This window comes from Methyloglobulus morosus KoM1, from assembly GCF_000496735.2.
Classification (GTDB): Bacteria; Pseudomonadota; Gammaproteobacteria; order Methylococcales; family Methylomonadaceae; genus Methyloglobulus; species Methyloglobulus morosus.
The window spans coordinates 65898-82536 of record NZ_AYLO01000089.1 but is presented as its reverse complement, the minus strand read 5'-3'; the positions used below and the strand labels follow the sequence as shown (position 1 = coordinate 82536).

The window sequence follows — 16639 nt, the reverse complement described above, 5'->3', positions numbered from 1 at the left end:
ATTCAGTTCCATTCGTTCTTGGTTTCGATATCAAGAAACAGTTGCCGTATTGAACTATAAGCCAGATGTCAATTTCACTTCAAATCCTCTGATACCTGAAATGGAAACTTGGGCAACACCTCATACCCAACATCCCAAACACAAGTTTTGATTTCACTGCTTTCAATCAATGCATTTAGATCATTTCTGTAGGTTTCACTGGCAGTAGACTGACAGATGAACAAAGCAGTAGTCATTTTGTCTTTATCCGCTAAAAGTAAACTTGCCGTAGGAACAGTTGAAGGCAAGTTATAACGCAAGCATTTGATAAAGCACTGGTTGGCTTGGGTCAATGTGTTAATCAACCTAAGTTCATCGGCATTGTCATAGGGTATCCAATGTTCAGTCACCGTCATCAAGGCGATTTCTTCAAAGGAAGGAATGCCAGAATCATTGATCCCGAACGTCCCGATAACCATCAAATGCCCGTTCACATTGGCCGACCATATCTCAATTTCAACATTGAAGCGTTTTAATAGGCGGTGATAAATGTCATCGTTCAACATAATAGGAAAATCCGGCAAGTGCTTGACAACCATTTTGTAGCCAAATCTGGCGGCAGTGATTTCTTTCCCCTCGCCCACCATAAGCATAAGCTGCTTATGTTTATTGTCACCGTTTCTTAATGAATGGATGGAGGCAAGCCGTCTTTGGGTAAGTTCGTCCTTTTGGTCAAGCTTAAAGGCTTCGGGGATATAAACCAGCTTATCTAAGGAGATGTTTTTTGCCGTTTTATCTTTGGCCGCTTCATAAAGGTATTTACGGATGACAAACCAATTCCGTTTGCCTGCCATGCCAGGTGACCATTTATTGAATCCGGCTTGTTCCCACAGGTAATGCAACGTACCCCGCAAGCTCAGTTTATTGCCGTCAGTCTTAACGCTGTTCATTTCTTCGCCGTTGCCCGTAGGGATTGTCTTTGTTGGACCTTTCGATAAGGAGAATCCGAACTTGAGCGCTGTCAAGCCATCTCCGCTATTTTCCTTAATGGCCGATCCCAGCACTTGCCCCAATCCAGACAATCCTGGCGGAACTTCGTAAGAGCCGCATTCAAGGTCGTGGTCACTTCCGGTGTTGGGCATACGTTTGACTATAAATTGATCATTTACTTTAGCGATATACATTTCAACGGGCGGCTGTTTGCAAGGGCATAATGGCCGTATCTTTTTGGGGTAGGCTCTTCTTAAGGACGCTTGAAGTCCTTCGCCGTTCGCCTCTATCTTCTCGCCTTGAACGATATAGTGTGCTGACATCGGATTACCATCCTATTATGGCTGGTGTTTCCCCAAACGAGCCGCGTTGTTTGAATTGAAGAGGATAGGCCTTAAGGTTATCGAAGCCATTGACCTTAATTGGTGCAGAATATGCTGAGAATGGTTCCTGGATTTGATCGGATTTCACTTGTTTAACTGGTCGCGCCTTTTGTGGCGATGAATTGACAGTTATTCCAGGCGCAGTTTGTTTGGCATCTAAACGAGAAGCAATTTTTGCTGCACGTCGAATGAGGTTTGATCGGTAGACACTGTTGTAATACGGTGTCCTGGAATGGTAATTCGCGGCGCGTTGCCAAATATCCCCTTGGTCGTTATGAATATGACCTGCAATCCGCCATCCCGCCAGGTAGTAGGGATAACAGCCTTTGGCCAATACATGGTTTACGTTGATGCCATAGGGCCGTAAACCGGCCAGGGAAACCGTGTTGAATTGCATCACCCCATAATCATACGTGCCATTAATGTTGCGTACTTTTTGCCCCGGCTTGCCGCCTTCCTGTTCAGCGACAGCCAGCAAGACTAAGGGAGGAATGCGGTAATGGTTCGCCGCTTGGATTGAGCATTCGACCCTTTCTTGTTGATAATAGGCTGGAACATCGGCTTGCATGGCTTGCTTACCCCATTTTGGTTTTCTTATCGCGGAAAGCAGCGATTTCAGCATTGAAATTAGGCGTTTCTTTACTTGTTTTGAAGCCTGCACTTTGCTGGGCTAATGCCCCCGGATTTGCAATCGCCGTCGCTAATTTGCCGCCGAAGGTGTTTTCACGGATATTCTGCTTGGTTTGGGCGATTTTATCTTTTGCCAACTCGCCAATACCTCTGGCTAAGGCTTTGCCAAACGATTCTCCACCGCTTTTTTGGCTGGAAACTGATGAAGACGGTCTTGAATTACTGGCTTGTTGTTCAGTCTGGTTTTCACTAGAAGTTAATGGGCTTGTATTTCCAATACCACCGATGCTGCCAACCGCATCCCCCATCGCCGATGCGAGTGAGTTGCTTCCTGAATTATTGGTATTGCTTCCGCTATTTCCTAACATGGATGACGTGTTGGAAGCAGTTTGGTTATCTCCGCTTGAACTCTTCAGGGCTGCTTGAAGTGCCATAACACCACCTGACATTGATTGTGCTGTCGATATAGCCGCTTGGGCGGCTTGGTTGGCGACCGCTGCGGCTGTTGTGGCACCGGCCAGCAATGCGCCCGTTCCTGCCTGCCCAATATGGCCAGTATTGATATGCCCAGTGACGATGGAAGACACCATTGTTGGCACTTTATTCGCTAAGCCGTATAAAACTAAAGTGGCGATTAGAATCACCCCGAGTTCTTTCATCACAACTTCTGCCGACATCAAGTTGATCAGGTCGGCAATAAAGGATTGCCCTATTCCCACCACCAGCATCATGGTCATTAACTGGGCTCCCACCATTAAGACATTTTTGTAAAAAGCAATTGCTATATCAGAAGTCCATCTTGAACCGCCAAACCCCAAAAAGAATATTCCGGCATAAGCTAAAATCCAGCCAGCAATATTGAGCAACATCATATTCACGGCGATCAAGCCAAATAAAAACAAGATGACGAGCCCAATAATCATTGAAATGATGGCCTGGGATATCGCACCAACGGAAAAATCGGTGACATCCACGATCTTTTGAAAAAAATCCAGTCCGGTATTTAAAATGCCAACCGGTTCCAAGCCCTTCACATTGGCTGCTTCACCCGCGATCCCTTTCAGGGAATTGATAAATGCCATCGCCATTTGTGGGCCATTATCAAGCAGCCATAAATAAAAGCCGGTGAATCCCAGAAAACGAATCAATTCGACAAAGAAATCTGAAATATCCGCTTTTTTGAGGGCCAAAATGCCAAAGGTCCACACCATACTGATCAGCGTCAAGCCCCAAAACAGTTGGTAAGCATGGGTTTTAATTGTCTTTTCCCAGCCTGCTGCAGAGGATTGGTATTTACCCATCACAGTATCAAATACCCCACTATCAGGGGTAGCAGCCAGTACGTCATTGGAGGTTAGAACCGCTGACAGCAATAAAATAAGCACTAAGCCAGTCCGTAACGTTTTCATCTGACCACTACCAGGTTTTACCTTTCGATAATTTGTAGCTGCCGCTTTTAAACTTATTCATTTTTGATGCGGGAATTTTTAGTTGGGCTTGGGCTTTACTGGTTGACACCCATTGGGCAATTAAGGCATTTTGTTCGGCTTGGGTTGCTTGGATGCTCTTAAGCAACTCAAGCAGTTTTTTGTTTTCATTCGCCTCTACTGTGGTTGCTGAATTTTTGTTCAACAAAGTGTTTAAGACCACTTGGTTTTGCCGCTGCTGTTCAATCAAGATTCCCATGCCTGACAGCATCAAACCCATCAGCAGAATGACCAGTGCTTGAAATTTGTGTTGACTGATTAACGTAAGGAGATTCATATCGTCACCATGTTTTCGGTTTGGATAACTGGTAGTTACCGCTTTTAAATTTGTCTATTTTGGCTTGTTGTTCTTCAGTAAGTTGAGTTTGCTGCAGAGCCTGCTCTGGAGGTCGCTTATTAACGACCACCAAGATGGCTATCGTTAGTATGATTACCGTAAAGATGGAAACAAACCATTTGTGGTTTATCAAGAATGCTAATATTTTCATAAGATCACCATGTTTTGCCTTTGGATAAATTGTATTTACCACTCTTAAACTTTTCCTCCAGTGCTATCGCCCTGGCTTCCTTGTCGTTTTGTACGGCCATTTGGGTCGCCAAGGCATTTTGTTGGGCGATTAATAACCCACGGATTTGCAGCAATTGGTTAGTTTGTTCGCTGGCCAATTCATTGGCGGCTTGCAGGGCTTGTAAGCGTCCGGTCGAGGATTGCGCGGCCTGTTGCAATTGCCGTAGGTGTGCCGAATCTTTTTGCAGGCTTTGCTGTTGCAGGTCAACACCCCTGAACAGGGCATCATTGGCTTTCTTTCGGGCTTCCGAGCTTAACCGGTCAACCTCAGCCAATTTAGCAAGGTCGGCAACGGTACAACTGTTAGCGCCAATACAGGGCAAGTTCCGGTAATAGTCGATCACCTGGAATTTTCCGAGGAAGTTGTCGAAACTGCCCAGTTGGTTTTTAAAGCCGTCTATGGTATTGGTGATGCCCAATAATTGCGTGATTGTGCCTTGGGCATCATCCCAACTGAAACGGGTCAGTTGCTTAGTGTTTTGCACCATGTCATCCAGCTGCTGTTTTGCCGTCATCAATTCGCGTAACTGGGTGGTGTATTGTTCAACCTGCTTGAGTTCTTGGGTCACCTCCGATATTGCAGCGGTAATGTTTTGGGCGAAGTTGCTGGGATCGTAGACAATATCGCCCATGCCAAAAATGGCGTATGCCGGTGCGGTCATGATAAAAGTCATCAGGAATACTATTTTTTGTAAGGTTTTCATCAGTTCACTCCTGTAGCGAATAATCAAAAGCCTGATACGGCTTGTTGAACGCGAGGTCTTTGGTGACCACCACGTTAAAGCGGAAACCGGGGCGGATTTCCAAGGTGGGGGCAATATTGAGGTTTTTGGCGATCATTTGCGCGGTGACTTGCCCCAATTGCTGGCCTAAAGCCTGGTTTAAGGCGCCGGCGGTGGTTTGCTGATTGTAATATTGACCATTGTTGCCCCCTGCGTTGTTACCGTTTAACTGCGACAGAGAGGTGGCGGCAATCACTGCAGACATCAGGAACGCCGAACCGAAAGTCCGGACAAAATGGTGGTTGGTTTGGTCGTTAAAGCCGGAATAGCCTGAACTGTCTGCCCCCGGCATTGCGCCAATGTCCAGGGCTTTACCGTCAGGTAATATGATCCGCTGCCAAGCCACCAGTAATCGTTCCTGGCCATAAGCGATATCGCTGTCATAACTGCCGACCAATCGTGAACCTAAAGGGATCAATAAATGCCGTCCGGTTGCCGTGTCATAGACGTTTTGCCCCACTTGAGCGACGATCTGGCCAGGACTGTCGGAATTGATGCCGCCTATTAACGTGCCAGGAATCACAAATCCGGCACGTAATTCATACCGGGTTTCAGGCGGCTCCAATTGTGTAGGCAATTGCAAGCGGTTTGCCCCATCCAGGCTATCGAAGGCTTGGTAACTGCCAACATTATTGGCAATGCCTGGTCCCGATTGGGATGGGAGTATCCCCGCGGCCTTCAGTGAATTGAGGGTTTTTTGATAATGTTCGATAGGGTCTTTCGAGGAAAGGCTGTTCCTGTCTATTTCCCGTTTTATGCTGTCGAGTTGTTCGGCTAATAAACTCCCTTCTTTATGGATTTCACCAGTCGCCAGTGCAACTTGTGATTTGGAACTGATCGCCGCCTTGGTTTGCTCCAGTTTGGCACTGCGAAGCTCTTGAAGCTCAGCCTCCAAGGCTGCCTGTTTTTCATCTTTGGCTGGAGTATCACTGGGTGCCGGTGGCAGTGGTGGCGCTGGAGTTGCGTTAGCGGTTGGCGGTGGCAGCTTTTCTGGCATGGCAAGTGGTGGCGTTGCCGAAGGAATAAAACCGGTCCGGTGCGGGCCGACTATTTGGCTGGCTAGGTCTGTCGATTCGCTCGGCTTTTGTAGTTCATCCTTTTCCTGGCGGAGTTGGTTTTGGCTCCGGTGCACCATCACCAGCATCATGGTCAGGACAAACACCACAGATACCGCGATGACAATATACAGTGGCACGTTATTGACCCGGCGAACACCCGACCCTACTTCAAGGTCGTCATCCAGGTCGAAACCGTCAGGATCAGACACGGTGCCTTTCATTGGCGGTACGACCAATAGTTCGGTTTCGTTAACTCATTGGCATCGTACAGTCGGCTCAATTGTTTCTCGCCAATCGTCAGCGTCAACCGGTAATAGCCATAGTGCGACATGTCGTTCAAGGCATCCAGGACGTATGACAGTTGTTTGCCCCCAGAGTTAAGGTGGGAATTAGAATCCTCTTCGGTTTCATGCAAGGCGTAACCACTTAGACGAAGCTGGTTTCTAAACTTGGCATCAAACAAACTTTTTCCAGACGATTCCAGCACAAAATGGGTTTGGGCGGGCGGATATAAACTGGCCAACTGTCCCGTTGCATCGTGGGCGATGGTGTTAACTGCGGTTTCCGGCAACGGTGGCATGATGGGGTGTTGGGCACAGCCGGATAGCAATACTACCAACAAACAACCTGCACTGAGTAAGACCGGTTTCACGGTTGATGCTCCCGTTCGATAGTGATCTTATCCTGGTCACTGCCAACACCGGCCACCAGGATCACTTTATCGGGCAGGCCATCGACGATAAAACGGTTCGATTGAACTCGGTAATTGACTAGGACTTGTTCATCATCGGCAAACAAGCCGCTTTTTTCTCGAATCGCCAATAAGGTCGGTGCTTCAGTTTGTGACAGGGTTTCCGGCATTTGGATGATAGTTTTTGATCCATCGTTAAACACCCGGACCGGTTTCCAGGGGGCATCGCCGCTGACAGTGTAGGCAAAGTTCAGGTTGCTAAGGTATTCGCCGGTTTCCGGCAGGGTTTGTTGCTCTTTTACTTGTTCAGCCCGCTGGTGAAGGTGCTTCCATTTGTCCAGGGCTTCTTCCGGATACACAAAGGACACTTGTGCCATGTATTCGCTACGATGTGAGCGCAACTGGATGTTGTATGTACGGCGGTCCGTGGTGACCACCATGTTGGTGTTGAGGTTAACCGACAAGGGTTTAACGATAATATGCTGGATTTCGTTGGCTCCACGCCCGGTGACTGCCGGTTCTAATAACCATCTTGCGGTATCTCCCATATTAACGCCTGATATTTGTTCACCTTGTTGCAAGGCGATGTCACAGACTTGAAGGACAGCACAAACGACCCGGGGTTGGCTTGCGCCAAAGATAAATTGGATAAACCCTTGTTTGCCTTGGCTTGCGCTGACTTTATTATGTTTGCCAGGATTGCGCCATTGGTTGCCTATTTCTAAGGCTTGCTTTTCCAAGGGCGACAACACCGGGTTTTGTTCGCCTAAATAAGCATCGGGTAGCTTGCCATAATCGTTGATGGTTTCCGGTGGCAAGGGCGGTAAGCCAAGGTCTTTAGCCCATGAACTTAATGGTGTTATCGACAATAGCAAAAACGCTGTAAAACAGGACTTATTAACCATCAGGGTTGCCCTCCTAATTGCTTGCTCCAGGAGAAATCCTTGACATAAATGCCCAACGGGTTTTTAAACAGTTGCTCTTCGGTAGTTTCAGGGATGGGGGCTACTAAATATACTGTGACCAACGCCCGCCACTTTTCCGGTGGCTTGGTTTCAAATCCTTGGCGGTCGCGGGTGGTTTCCGTCCATTCGACTTGCCAGGATTCATCGCTTAGGGGCAGTGCCGAATCGATTTGCACCGATACGCTTTCCTTTTGCGCCCTGACAAAGGGCGTGGATTTATCGCTGCTGTTGTACCACTGGTTCATTTTTTCCATGGCAGGGTCATGGTGCGTAATTGAGGCATAGACCCGATAAATGGCATCGGACTGGAGCTGGGCGTCCGGGGTCACTAGTCGGGCATCGCTAATCAAGGAAGCCAGCCGGGCCCGAATGACCAGTTGTCTGTTGGCATCGTTAAGCCCTTCGGCTGTGCCGATAGCCAAAGGTTGGCCAAGTTTATCAACCTCGATAATATGTGGTACGAACTTGGTCTGGCTACCGATGTAAATGATGCCGCCGACTCCTGCCAAACCGACCAACAAAGCCAATAACGCCAGCAGGATGATGGTTTGCCGCTCCACCGCCAGACTTTTGATATTGTCGTTCCAGGATCGTCTGGCATTAAAATACGGGTTTTCGGTGAGTTTTCCGCCCTGTAGGGTTGGAGAATTCATAGGCTTTTTGATAAAAACATTCATGAGACAGCCTCCTGTTTGACCAGCAACTGTTTGTGGTTGACTTGTTTACGCACTAGCCATTCATCAATCCACTGGTCACCGAATTTAGCTTCCAGTTGTTTAATGGCCGCCACCGATTCTTTGTCAGAGGCGCCGACAAACGCCAAGGTAAAAGTTCCAATGGCCAGATCGTACAGTCTGCGACCTGATTCTGAAACGGTGTAATATTGGCGTTTGGGGACGGCGGTTGCCAATATCTCGATCTGGCGGTTATTCAAGCCCATGCGCCGGTACAAGGCACTGGTGTCCTCGTCCCTGGCATAAAGGTTGGGCAAAAATAGCTTGGTGGCAGTGGCTTCCAGGATGGAATCGAGGATGCCTGAGTTGGCCGCATCGGACAGGCTTTGAGTTGCCATCAGCACGAGGCAGTTGGCCTTACGCATCACTTTCAGCCATTCCTGGATTTTGTTCCTAAAAACCGGATGGCCTAACATAATCCAGACTTCGTCCAGGATTATGGCGGCAGGCTGACCGGTCAGGCTAAGTTCAATACGGCGGAACAGGTACAGCAAAACCGGCAAGGCGTAGCGGTCGCCTAAACTCAACAAGGTTTCGATTTCAAACACCGTCAAATCCGATAATTCCAGGCCATCGGTTTCGGCATCCAGGAGAGTACCCATGCTGCCATCTACCGTATATTGCGCCATCGCCGCGCGGATTTGTTCATCCTGAATGGTCACCGTAAATTCAGATAGAGTTTTAGAACCGCTCTGGTGCATGTTCAATATCGCCAGGGCGATTTCATTACGTTGGTCAGGGGTGGTATCGACCCCGTTCAACGCCAGCAGAGTGTCAATCCATTCCATTGCCCAAGCCCGGTCGCTTTTGCTGTCGAGGAATTGCAGGGGGCAAAAGGCAAAAGTCTCGTTATCGGCAGCAATATCGAAATGCTTGCCGCTAATGCCACGGGTGACTGCCCGGATAGCTGCCGTCAGAGGGTAAAGTGACATGCCCTTATCGAAGGCAAAGATCGTCATGCCTTGGTAACGGCGCAATTGTGCCACCAATAAGGCCAAATGGGTGGATTTACCTGAACCGGTGGGACCGAACATGATAGTATGGCCGACATCACGGACATGCAGGTTTAACCGGAACGGGGTTGAACCATGGGTGACACAGGACATCAACGGCGGCGAATTCGGTGGGTACAGCGGACAAGGACAGGTATTCAACCCCGTCCATATCGAACTGCTCGGCATCAGGTCGGCGAGGTTGAGGGAATTGACAATGGGGCGGCGGACGTTTTCCACGGCATGCCCCGGTAAACTGCCGAAAAAGGCATCCATTGCATTAATGCTTTCTATCCGTGCCGAAAAACCCAGTTTATTGATGAGTTTTTCGACGAAGCGCTGGTCTTTGAGCAGTTGACCACGGTCTTCATTCATCAAGACCACGACACTGGTATAGTAACCTTGTCCTACCAAACCACTGTTGGTCTCGCCAATAGCCGATTCCGCATCGGCCACCATCGCGGCGGCATCCTGGTCGACATGGCCGGAATTGAGGTTAAACACCTGGTCAAAAAAGCCGCGCACCTTTTGCCGCCATTTCTTGCGGTAGCGTTCCAGGTGGGCGACCGCCTCATGGGTATCCATAAAGATAAACCGGCTTGACCAGCGATATTCAGAATTGATTTCGGTCAAGGCATTCAACATGCCGGGGGTGGAATCAAAGGGGAAACCGTCAATAGCCACCACTCCAATAAAGTGTTTACCGATTTTAGGGATCACGCCCATCCAGCATTCCTTGCCGCCAATCAGTTTATCCAAGTAAATCGGATTATTTGGTAATTGAATAGGATGGCTAAGTCCCGTAACGCAATAATGCAGCCAGCGTAGAAAATCATGCTCAATCCGGACACTTCCATCTTCTTGGACATGCGTATTCCCCTTTAATCGATTGAGCGTAAACGCCAAAGATAAGCGCGATTCCAGGCTTTCACACTCATGCCGGAACGATTTGATTAAATCCTGGGTGAGTGCGGACTTGTCGGTCTTTTTGCTGTCGTCGTCAAACATCAGTTCGACGAGCTTTTGCTGCGCCAATAAGGGTGGAAAATAGGTGGCGGTCAGCACAAAATAACCCTCGTACATCGTGCCGATATTTTCAAACAATCGGCGACGTTCTTCGTCGATGGCTTCGGTGATCAGGTCTGGGAAATGTGAAGAGGATTTATCTGAATAATTCGTCGCCACCCGGCGGACGGCATCAATATGTAACACCCAGCCATTCCCCAGCTTGGCTAAGGCGGCATTGATCCGTAGCCGAACCGCCTCTTTTTGTTCGTCGGTGCTACTCCCCGCATCGGCACATTGGAAAATCCAGGCCATCATGAAGGAGCCATTTTTGCACACCACCACATCGTCAGCGACCAAGGCGGAATACATCAACAGATCGGCAAGACCAACTTCTTTCGAACGATGGCGTTTTAAGCTGGCTTGGCTATTCAAATCAAAGACCTGTTTGCCCAGAGTTGCCAGGAACACCAATCCCAAGGCCGCAATTCCAATAATAAGCGGGATCATCGGTAACACCTCCCTTGGCTGTCGGTGTTATCTCTAAATGGCGTGCTATGTGCCGGGTAATAACGTTTATACAAGCGATGGCGCAAATATACCCAACGCAGCTTGGGATCAGATTTTGCCATCAACCGAAGCGCGAAGATCGCCCCGAACCAGATAAACGTTCCCACAAAGAAGGCCGTCCATTCTTGGGCAGTAATAACTAAGGCAAAGGCACATAAGCCGGAGAACATCACCAACTCCCTATCGCCGCCAAGAAATAAATTGTCTCGGTTGCCGCTTCTGCGGATCGGTATCGGATTTAACGCCATGACACCTTACCTTCAAAACCAGGGCAAAAAAGKGGCGTTGCGTCACCTGGGGGACGGGACAACAACGCCTGAGGTTGCGCGTCTCTTCTTAAAACGGGTGGTGGGGTAATTTCAGAACCGGCCTGTAAGGTGCGTAAGGTATTGTCGGCGGCAACAATCAACGCTGTCACCAAGACGATAAAGATCAGCGTCCGGAAAAAACCATTCAAATCCCCGCCAAAGATCAGGATACCGCCGGAGACGATGATGCCGATGAGTGACAAGGTATAGGCGACAGGGCCAGAGGTCGAAGCCCTTAAATTATCAAGCCAAGCCACATAGGGCATGGGTTTTGCGCCACCAGCAGTACTGGCGAAGGTTTCAGGTACATATGAGACTGAAATAACCAGTAAGATTAACAAGACAACAAGCTTTATGTTTAACGATAGAAATAGCATATTCTGCTTACCTCCATAAGGATTTATTGTTCACATAGGGTTCTGATCCGATACTGGCCACTGTCGTAGCCTAAGATTTCAATGATTTCCGTGATTTTGCGTCCCTGCGGGGTCTTGGCGATATGGATAATCAGGTGTACGGCCTCCCCGATCAAGGGTTCTATTGGCCTGGGTGAATCCGGGTTCATGCTGATCAACATTGCCAACCGGGTCAATCCGGCTCGGGCATTATTGGCATGTAGGGTTGCCGCCCCACCTTCATGGCCGGTGTTCCAGGCCATCAAAAGGTCTAACGCCTCAGCTCCCCTTGCTTCACCGACCAGGATACGGTCAGGCCGCATCCTAAGCGTGGTTTTTAATAACATCGTCATATTGACATCAAAAGTGGTATGGAACTGGACGAAGTTTGCTGCCGAACATTGGATTTCACCGGTGTCTTCGATGATGACGATGCGTTCTGATGGATCGTTAACCACCATCTCCTGGATGATGGCATTAATCAAGGTAGTTTTGCCGGAACCCGTACCGCCCGTGACCAGAATATTGCGATGTTCTTTAATGGCAGTTTGAATAACTACCGCCTGTTGCTGCGTCATGATGTCTTGAGCAACATAGTCCGCCAATGAAAAAATGGCCGCTGCGCCAATGCGGATGGCAAAGACCGGTTCGGGGACAACCGGCGGGAGCGAGCCAGCAAAGCGCGGCAGCGACCGGGAGGCAGTTTGGATGGGGAGTTCGCCTTCGATAACGGGTTTCAGTCGGGTCGCTTCTTTGTTGTGGTAACCGGAGACGGTCTTGATGATGGCTTCAGTCTTTGAAGGGTGAAGCGTCCCGATACAGGCCATCGGCATACCCAGTTGTTCTTGCCAGATGTTGCCATCGGCGTTCACCATCACCTCGATGGTCGTTGGCTCACGCAAGGCTTTTAGGATGACCGGGCCTAAGTCCCGCTCCAATTTGACAATGATCCTGTCTTTGTATCCCGGTTCTGATCCTACAAGGGAAAGTTCAGTCATGGTGTAAACCCCCAATTAGCGCCGCGAAGTTGAATGCTTCGGGTAAAAATTGCTAAAGTTGAATGCTTAGCTGGTAAAATACCACAACAGATTGTAAAAATAAAGCATTATTTTCATTAAGCTACAATAATCAATAATAATGTATTAATAACTACAATATTTTCAAATAGATATAATTATAAGTAAACGTAATATTAATGCGTAATATGAAAACACTTTATTATTCTCCTGATACCGATTATTCTTTAGTTGAGATGCCTTATTCCGAGTGGGTTGAAGTCAAAGAACCCGCATTTTTTGATCAGATAGCAGACCAGGATGACAACCATTGGCTGTTCCTGCAACAAAAGACTTGTCTGGCTGCCTATTCAAAAGTGATTTCATTAATGAAGGTGGGCGATGAACTCTACAAATATGACGGTAAAACCCGAAAAGCCCTTTGGCAGTCCGGCAGGTTGCAAGTACCCGAAACCTTGAAAGCCCAGGTATTCGAAATTACCTCGGCTGACTTTGCAGCCTTAACTGCTGAAGCCCAAGTTAATCGTCTACAGACCTTACCGATCAATGAAATCATCCAAGGGATTTATCAGGAATTGGGCTTGGCGTTTACCTCTGAACGCATCAAGAGTGGGTTTATCTATGAAGCACTCAACATCGCCTTACGAGGCAGGCCACGAGCCTTGCAGGACAAACGACTGAGCCATGAGCGGGAAGACATCGACCTGAAAAAGGCCATCAAGCTGTTCAGCAATGAATTGTTGTTCATTGATAGTTTAAACCCCAAACCCGATATTTTTGTCACTGGTGTATTGGCTGGGGCGTTAATCATGCTAGGAACACATCGGGACTTGAAGGAGTATTTTACCCGGGTGAATAACCGACAAGGCGAACGCAAACCCGGGGCGGAAGATCCCGTTGCCGGGTTGATCAGGACCATCGAACGCCACCGAATCGATGACCGGGCAATGCCGTCATTGTTATCCATTGAATTATGCCGGAAAACCATCCAATCGATTACCATTTGGGAAGAAGGCTATGAGTCGCCGCTGTTTTGGCGCAGGAAATTGGTGACAGGAGTAGACCATATGCCTTATATCCGGGAAATGAAACGGGCTAAGCATATCGATGACCAAAAGGATTTATAAACTCAGCTTAATCTTTTTGCTTGTAATCTTTGGCAACGCTCATGCCAAAACACCGATTATTCTGATCGCCTACCCGGCGGTCGAAGAACCACTCCACAGTATTTACGCATCGGTTATAAAAGGTATTGAAAAAAAAATCAGCCACGCCGAACTTCTTGAAGTGGCGGATAACATCAACAACCTGCAAGGCGACCTCAATAAACATCACCCTGACAAAATCATAGCACTTGGCAAACGGGTTGCCGATGCCGCCCTAAAAACCACCTACCGAAATCAAATCGTGGTCGGTTTGGTGCATTCCACTCCTCATGAATCTCCCGGTGTCAGCTTAGCTTTGGATAGCCAAGAACTCGCTAAACGTTTAACTCAACTCGCCCCCTTCATAAAAAAGGTCTACGCCGTCCAGGAAAGCAGTTATCCGGCAATAACACTTTATGATGCTGATACGCCAATCAATACCCCACCGATAATCATGAAGGAAGGCGGCGATATGGTCAGCACGATCCGTCTACTCGGCCAGTTAGTGGAGCAGGATGCCACAAGCAGCGATGCCGTACTTGTTCCATCAAATTTACCGGGCAACATCCTATTCGAAATCACCAAGATTGCCTGGGATCGAAAAATCATCCTACTCTCCACTAATCTGTCTCACCTGGAAAGTGGCGTATTGATGGTGTTTTATCCTGACGTAGAAAAGTTAGGTGAACAACTGGGCAGACTAGCCAACAATAGCAAGCCGGGTTTCGAAAACCTTCAATCGGTCAATGCGGGATTAAACCAGCGGATTGCCCAGCACCTAAATATAAGGATTGAAGCATCCCTGCTGAATCAATTTTCGGTAAAGCTAAAATGAATGCATTCAACCAGCTTGACTTACGGCAACGCTATAACGTGATCGTTTTTATAACCCTGGCCATTGCCGGTTGCCTGTTAGTGTTATGTTTGACTCTTGCTTTTGAAAACTATGCCAATGATTACACCAACTATTATTGGCAGGAACATACCGGTATCTTTGCCCATTCGGTGGAATACAGTGTCACCTTGGGCGCAAAAACAAAGTCAGAGGCCATTGCCAACAGCTTTGCCGCCGACAAGAATGTGCTAAAAGCGGCTATTTACACCAACCAACACGCCTTATTGGCCAACTCTGGCAAAAATGTTGATTGCACAACCAGCAAGCAAACATTCACTCAGCCATTTGTGGCTGAAGCAAGCAACCATTGGTGTTTTTATGCGCCTATTTACCAAGATATCCCCACCGGAGGTTATGAACAAAAATCTGCAAATTCATTACCGCCCCTGTTCTTAGGCTACGTCGAATTGGTGGTATCCAAAACCAAATTGAGGACCTTGTTGCATCAAATCCTGGCGGTGTCCGGCTTAGTTGTCTTCGTGTTTTTAGCGCTCATATTCCATGGTGTGCGGCGATTTTCTGGAACATTCACTCAACCCTTGGTTGACATTATCAAGATACTGGACAGTTTTGCTCATGGCAATCCAGGCGGTCGTGTTGCATTCTCCGGTTCGAGCGAACTCACAGCAATGGGCATTACCTTTAATGATATGCTATCCCGTATCGAAGAAAATGAAAGGATTCTGGAACAGAAAATTGCCGACCGCACCAGCGAACTTAAAATCGCCCTGGAAAACAGCGAGGCCGCCAACCAATATAAAACCCAAATCGTGGCAACCGTTTCCCATGAAATGAAAACGCCGTTACATATCATTCAAAATTGTTTGGCAGCATCCCTCGATGCGTTACCGGACACCGCCGAAAATGAACTGATGCGGGAATTTCATCAAAGGGCACTGATGAGGGCTACCGATTTAAATGACCTGATCAACAACATCCTGCTCCAGGGTAAATTGGAAGCAAAAAGCGTTGCGGTAAAACTCATGCCGTTAGATATGCTTCCGTTAATGCAAGCGTGTGCGGATAAAATAACTCCCTACTTGAAACGTAAAAACAATAAGCTTAAGATTTTAGGCAAGGAATGCTCGATTGTCTCCGATGCGGAATTGTTAAGCCACATCATCAATAACCTGTTAAACAATGCTTGCAAGTTTACCGTGGACGGCGAAATCACTTTGGATTGGTGGCTGGATGAATCTGGGCTAAAGATACAGGTGACTGATACCGGCTGTGGGATACCTGCAAAGTTTCATGACAAAATATTTGAGTCGTTTTGGCAGGTCGATATGAGTATGGGCAGGAAATATGGCGGGACAGGTCTTGGGCTTACGGTTACCAAGCAGTTTGTTGAACTTTTAGGTGGCGATATTTCAGTTGTTTCTAGTGAAAGGAAAGGCAGTGTTTTTTCGGTCAAAATACCAGAAAGTATGTTCAGATAAAATTTAGGAATGAATCGAATTAGATGATGGCCGCTTAAATTTAGTTGTATTCCTCAGAATGAATATTTGCATTTAAAAAAAGTGGACTGGGACTATTGGTCAACAAGAGACGATCATATCTTTATATCTAACGTTTCGGTCGCAGAAAAATAAAAATGTTTGGGTTACCTGTAACAACACCAAGAGAACCGAGTATTAAGAAATTAGAAAACGCAAAAAAAAGTTGAGATTTTGCCAATATTGCTGCTAAATAACCCTCTAAAAGGATACAGAAAACCTTATTGTTAATGGCAAGTGTACTTATAACCACTACTTTGTCTTTTTACATTCGCCTTAACCATTTTTTCTGTTCTTTTGTTCCAAAAAAACTAATAACATGAGGAACAATAATGAATAGTAAATCAAAATGGAAAAGTATTCTTAAGTTAGAAATCGTGCTTAGTGTGGTGTTCCTAGTAATTGCGGGAAAGGCTATAGCGGACTTTACTCCAGATGCCGATACTTATAAAACATTTGAATGCAAATGTGTAAAGGAAACCGCAGGTTGTCAGTCTAACCTTCTTACTGATTTATCTGAAAAAGAGATTCATACATGGTATCAATCTGG

17 protein-coding genes are annotated in these 16639 nt (G+C 47.4%); 3 read left to right on the top strand and 14 right to left on the bottom strand.

Annotated features, from left to right (window positions below):
• Positions 1–74: 74 nt before the first annotated feature.
• Genes MGMO_RS11920 through trbB form a run of 14 tightly spaced genes read right to left on the bottom strand, consistent with a single transcriptional unit; the run spans position 75 to position 12535 of the window.
• On the bottom strand, positions 75–1292 hold the full coding sequence (locus MGMO_RS11920) for a DUF1173 domain-containing protein (RefSeq protein ID WP_023495307.1): 1218 nt from the start codon (positions 1290–1292) through the stop codon (positions 75–77).
• Between the two features lie 4 nt (positions 1293–1296).
• The gene (locus MGMO_RS11915; RefSeq protein WP_023495306.1) at positions 1297–1974 is read right to left on the bottom strand and encodes a lysozyme family protein; all 678 of its coding nucleotides are present in this window, start codon (positions 1972–1974) and stop codon (positions 1297–1299) included.
• Positions 1928–3391 (bottom strand): P-type conjugative transfer protein TrbL, encoded by a 1464-nt coding sequence (gene trbL / locus MGMO_RS11910; RefSeq protein WP_023495305.1) that lies wholly within the window; start codon positions 3389–3391, stop codon positions 1928–1930. Before trbL ends, MGMO_RS11915 begins: the two co-directional genes overlap by 47 nt.
• Positions 3392–3398: 7 nt before the next feature.
• Complete coding sequence (locus MGMO_RS11905) at positions 3399–3746, bottom strand: hypothetical protein (protein WP_023495304.1); 348 nt, start codon at positions 3744–3746, stop codon at positions 3399–3401.
• Between the two features lie 4 nt (positions 3747–3750).
• Complete coding sequence (locus MGMO_RS11900) at positions 3751–3957, bottom strand: hypothetical protein (RefSeq protein ID WP_023495303.1); 207 nt, start codon at positions 3955–3957, stop codon at positions 3751–3753.
• A gap of 4 nt (positions 3958–3961) precedes the next feature.
• The gene (gene trbJ / locus MGMO_RS11895) at positions 3962–4741 is read right to left on the bottom strand and encodes a P-type conjugative transfer protein TrbJ (protein WP_023495302.1); all 780 of its coding nucleotides are present in this window, start codon (positions 4739–4741) and stop codon (positions 3962–3964) included.
• A 4-nt stretch (positions 4742–4745) separates the two neighbouring features.
• On the bottom strand, positions 4746–6086 hold the full coding sequence (locus MGMO_RS11890) for a TrbI/VirB10 family protein (RefSeq protein WP_235557274.1): 1341 nt from the start codon (positions 6084–6086) through the stop codon (positions 4746–4748).
• 8 nt (positions 6087–6094) lie between these two features.
• On the bottom strand, positions 6095–6529 hold the full coding sequence (locus MGMO_RS11885) for a conjugal transfer protein TrbH (protein WP_023495300.1): 435 nt from the start codon (positions 6527–6529) through the stop codon (positions 6095–6097).
• Complete coding sequence (gene trbG, locus MGMO_RS11880; protein ID WP_023495299.1) at positions 6526–7473, bottom strand: P-type conjugative transfer protein TrbG; 948 nt, start codon at positions 7471–7473, stop codon at positions 6526–6528. The genes MGMO_RS11885 and trbG overlap by 4 nt, the downstream gene beginning before the upstream one ends.
• Positions 7473–8210, bottom strand: coding sequence for a VirB8/TrbF family protein (locus MGMO_RS11875; RefSeq protein ID WP_023495298.1), 738 nt, complete (start codon positions 8208–8210; stop codon positions 7473–7475). The genes trbG and MGMO_RS11875 overlap by 1 nt, the downstream gene beginning before the upstream one ends.
• A complete protein-coding gene (locus tag MGMO_RS11870) occupies positions 8207–10774 on the bottom strand; it encodes a VirB4 family type IV secretion/conjugal transfer ATPase (protein ID WP_023495297.1) in 2568 nt (855 codons plus the stop codon). Before MGMO_RS11870 ends, MGMO_RS11875 begins: the two co-directional genes overlap by 4 nt.
• Entirely contained in the window at positions 10771–11082 is a 312-nt protein-coding gene (locus MGMO_RS11865; RefSeq protein WP_023495296.1) for a conjugal transfer protein TrbD, read from the bottom strand. Before MGMO_RS11865 ends, MGMO_RS11870 begins: the two co-directional genes overlap by 4 nt.
• On the bottom strand, positions 11073–11519 hold the full coding sequence (locus tag MGMO_RS11860; protein WP_023495295.1) for a TrbC/VirB2 family protein: 447 nt from the start codon (positions 11517–11519) through the stop codon (positions 11073–11075). Before MGMO_RS11860 ends, MGMO_RS11865 begins: the two co-directional genes overlap by 10 nt.
• Before the next feature lie 23 nt (positions 11520–11542).
• Positions 11543–12535: a P-type conjugative transfer ATPase TrbB gene (gene trbB, locus MGMO_RS11855; protein WP_023495294.1), complete on the bottom strand. Its 993-nt coding sequence runs from the start codon at positions 12533–12535 to the stop codon at positions 11543–11545.
• Positions 12536–12741: 206 nt separating this feature from the next.
• Between trbB and MGMO_RS11850 the strand changes: the two genes are divergently transcribed.
• Genes MGMO_RS11850 through MGMO_RS11840 form a run of 3 tightly spaced genes read left to right on the top strand, consistent with a single transcriptional unit; the run spans position 12742 to position 16032 of the window.
• The gene (locus tag MGMO_RS11850) at positions 12742–13680 is read left to right on the top strand and encodes a hypothetical protein (protein WP_152976354.1); all 939 of its coding nucleotides are present in this window, start codon (positions 12742–12744) and stop codon (positions 13678–13680) included.
• 16 nt (positions 13681–13696) lie between these two features.
• The gene (locus MGMO_RS11845; RefSeq protein WP_152976353.1) at positions 13697–14533 is read left to right on the top strand and encodes a type 1 periplasmic-binding domain-containing protein; all 837 of its coding nucleotides are present in this window, start codon (positions 13697–13699) and stop codon (positions 14531–14533) included.
• A complete protein-coding gene (locus MGMO_RS11840; protein WP_023495291.1) occupies positions 14530–16032 on the top strand; it encodes a HAMP domain-containing sensor histidine kinase in 1503 nt (500 codons plus the stop codon). Before MGMO_RS11845 ends, MGMO_RS11840 begins: the two co-directional genes overlap by 4 nt.
• Positions 16033–16639 lie beyond the last annotated feature (607 nt).

Coding starts and splice junctions, on each gene's coding strand:
- MGMO_RS11905 (WP_023495304.1), bottom strand. CDS start 3,746: ATGAATCTCCTTACGTTAATCAGTCAACACAAATTTCAAGCACTGGTC.
- MGMO_RS11915 (WP_023495306.1), bottom strand. CDS start 1,974: ATGCTGAAATCGCTGCTTTCCGCGATAAGAAAACCAAAATGGGGTAAG.
- MGMO_RS11850 (WP_152976354.1), top strand. CDS start 12,742: ATGAAAACACTTTATTATTCTCCTGATACCGATTATTCTTTAGTTGAG.
- MGMO_RS11875 (WP_023495298.1), bottom strand. CDS start 8,210: ATGAATGTTTTTATCAAAAAGCCTATGAATTCTCCAACCCTACAGGGC.
- MGMO_RS11865 (WP_023495296.1), bottom strand. CDS start 11,082: ATGGCGTTAAATCCGATACCGATCCGCAGAAGCGGCAACCGAGACAAT.
- trbG (WP_023495299.1), bottom strand. CDS start 7,473: ATGGTTAATAAGTCCTGTTTTACAGCGTTTTTGCTATTGTCGATAACA.
- trbL (WP_023495305.1), bottom strand. CDS start 3,391: ATGAAAACGTTACGGACTGGCTTAGTGCTTATTTTATTGCTGTCAGCG.
- trbB (WP_023495294.1), bottom strand. CDS start 12,535: ATGACTGAACTTTCCCTTGTAGGATCAGAACCGGGATACAAAGACAGG.
- trbJ (WP_023495302.1), bottom strand. CDS start 4,741: ATGAAAACCTTACAAAAAATAGTATTCCTGATGACTTTTATCATGACC.
- MGMO_RS11870 (WP_023495297.1), bottom strand. CDS start 10,774: ATGATCCCGCTTATTATTGGAATTGCGGCCTTGGGATTGGTGTTCCTG.
- MGMO_RS11840 (WP_023495291.1), top strand. CDS start 14,530: ATGAATGCATTCAACCAGCTTGACTTACGGCAACGCTATAACGTGATC.
- MGMO_RS11920 (WP_023495307.1), bottom strand. CDS start 1,292: ATGTCAGCACACTATATCGTTCAAGGCGAGAAGATAGAGGCGAACGGC.
- MGMO_RS11900 (WP_023495303.1), bottom strand. CDS start 3,957: ATGAAAATATTAGCATTCTTGATAAACCACAAATGGTTTGTTTCCATC.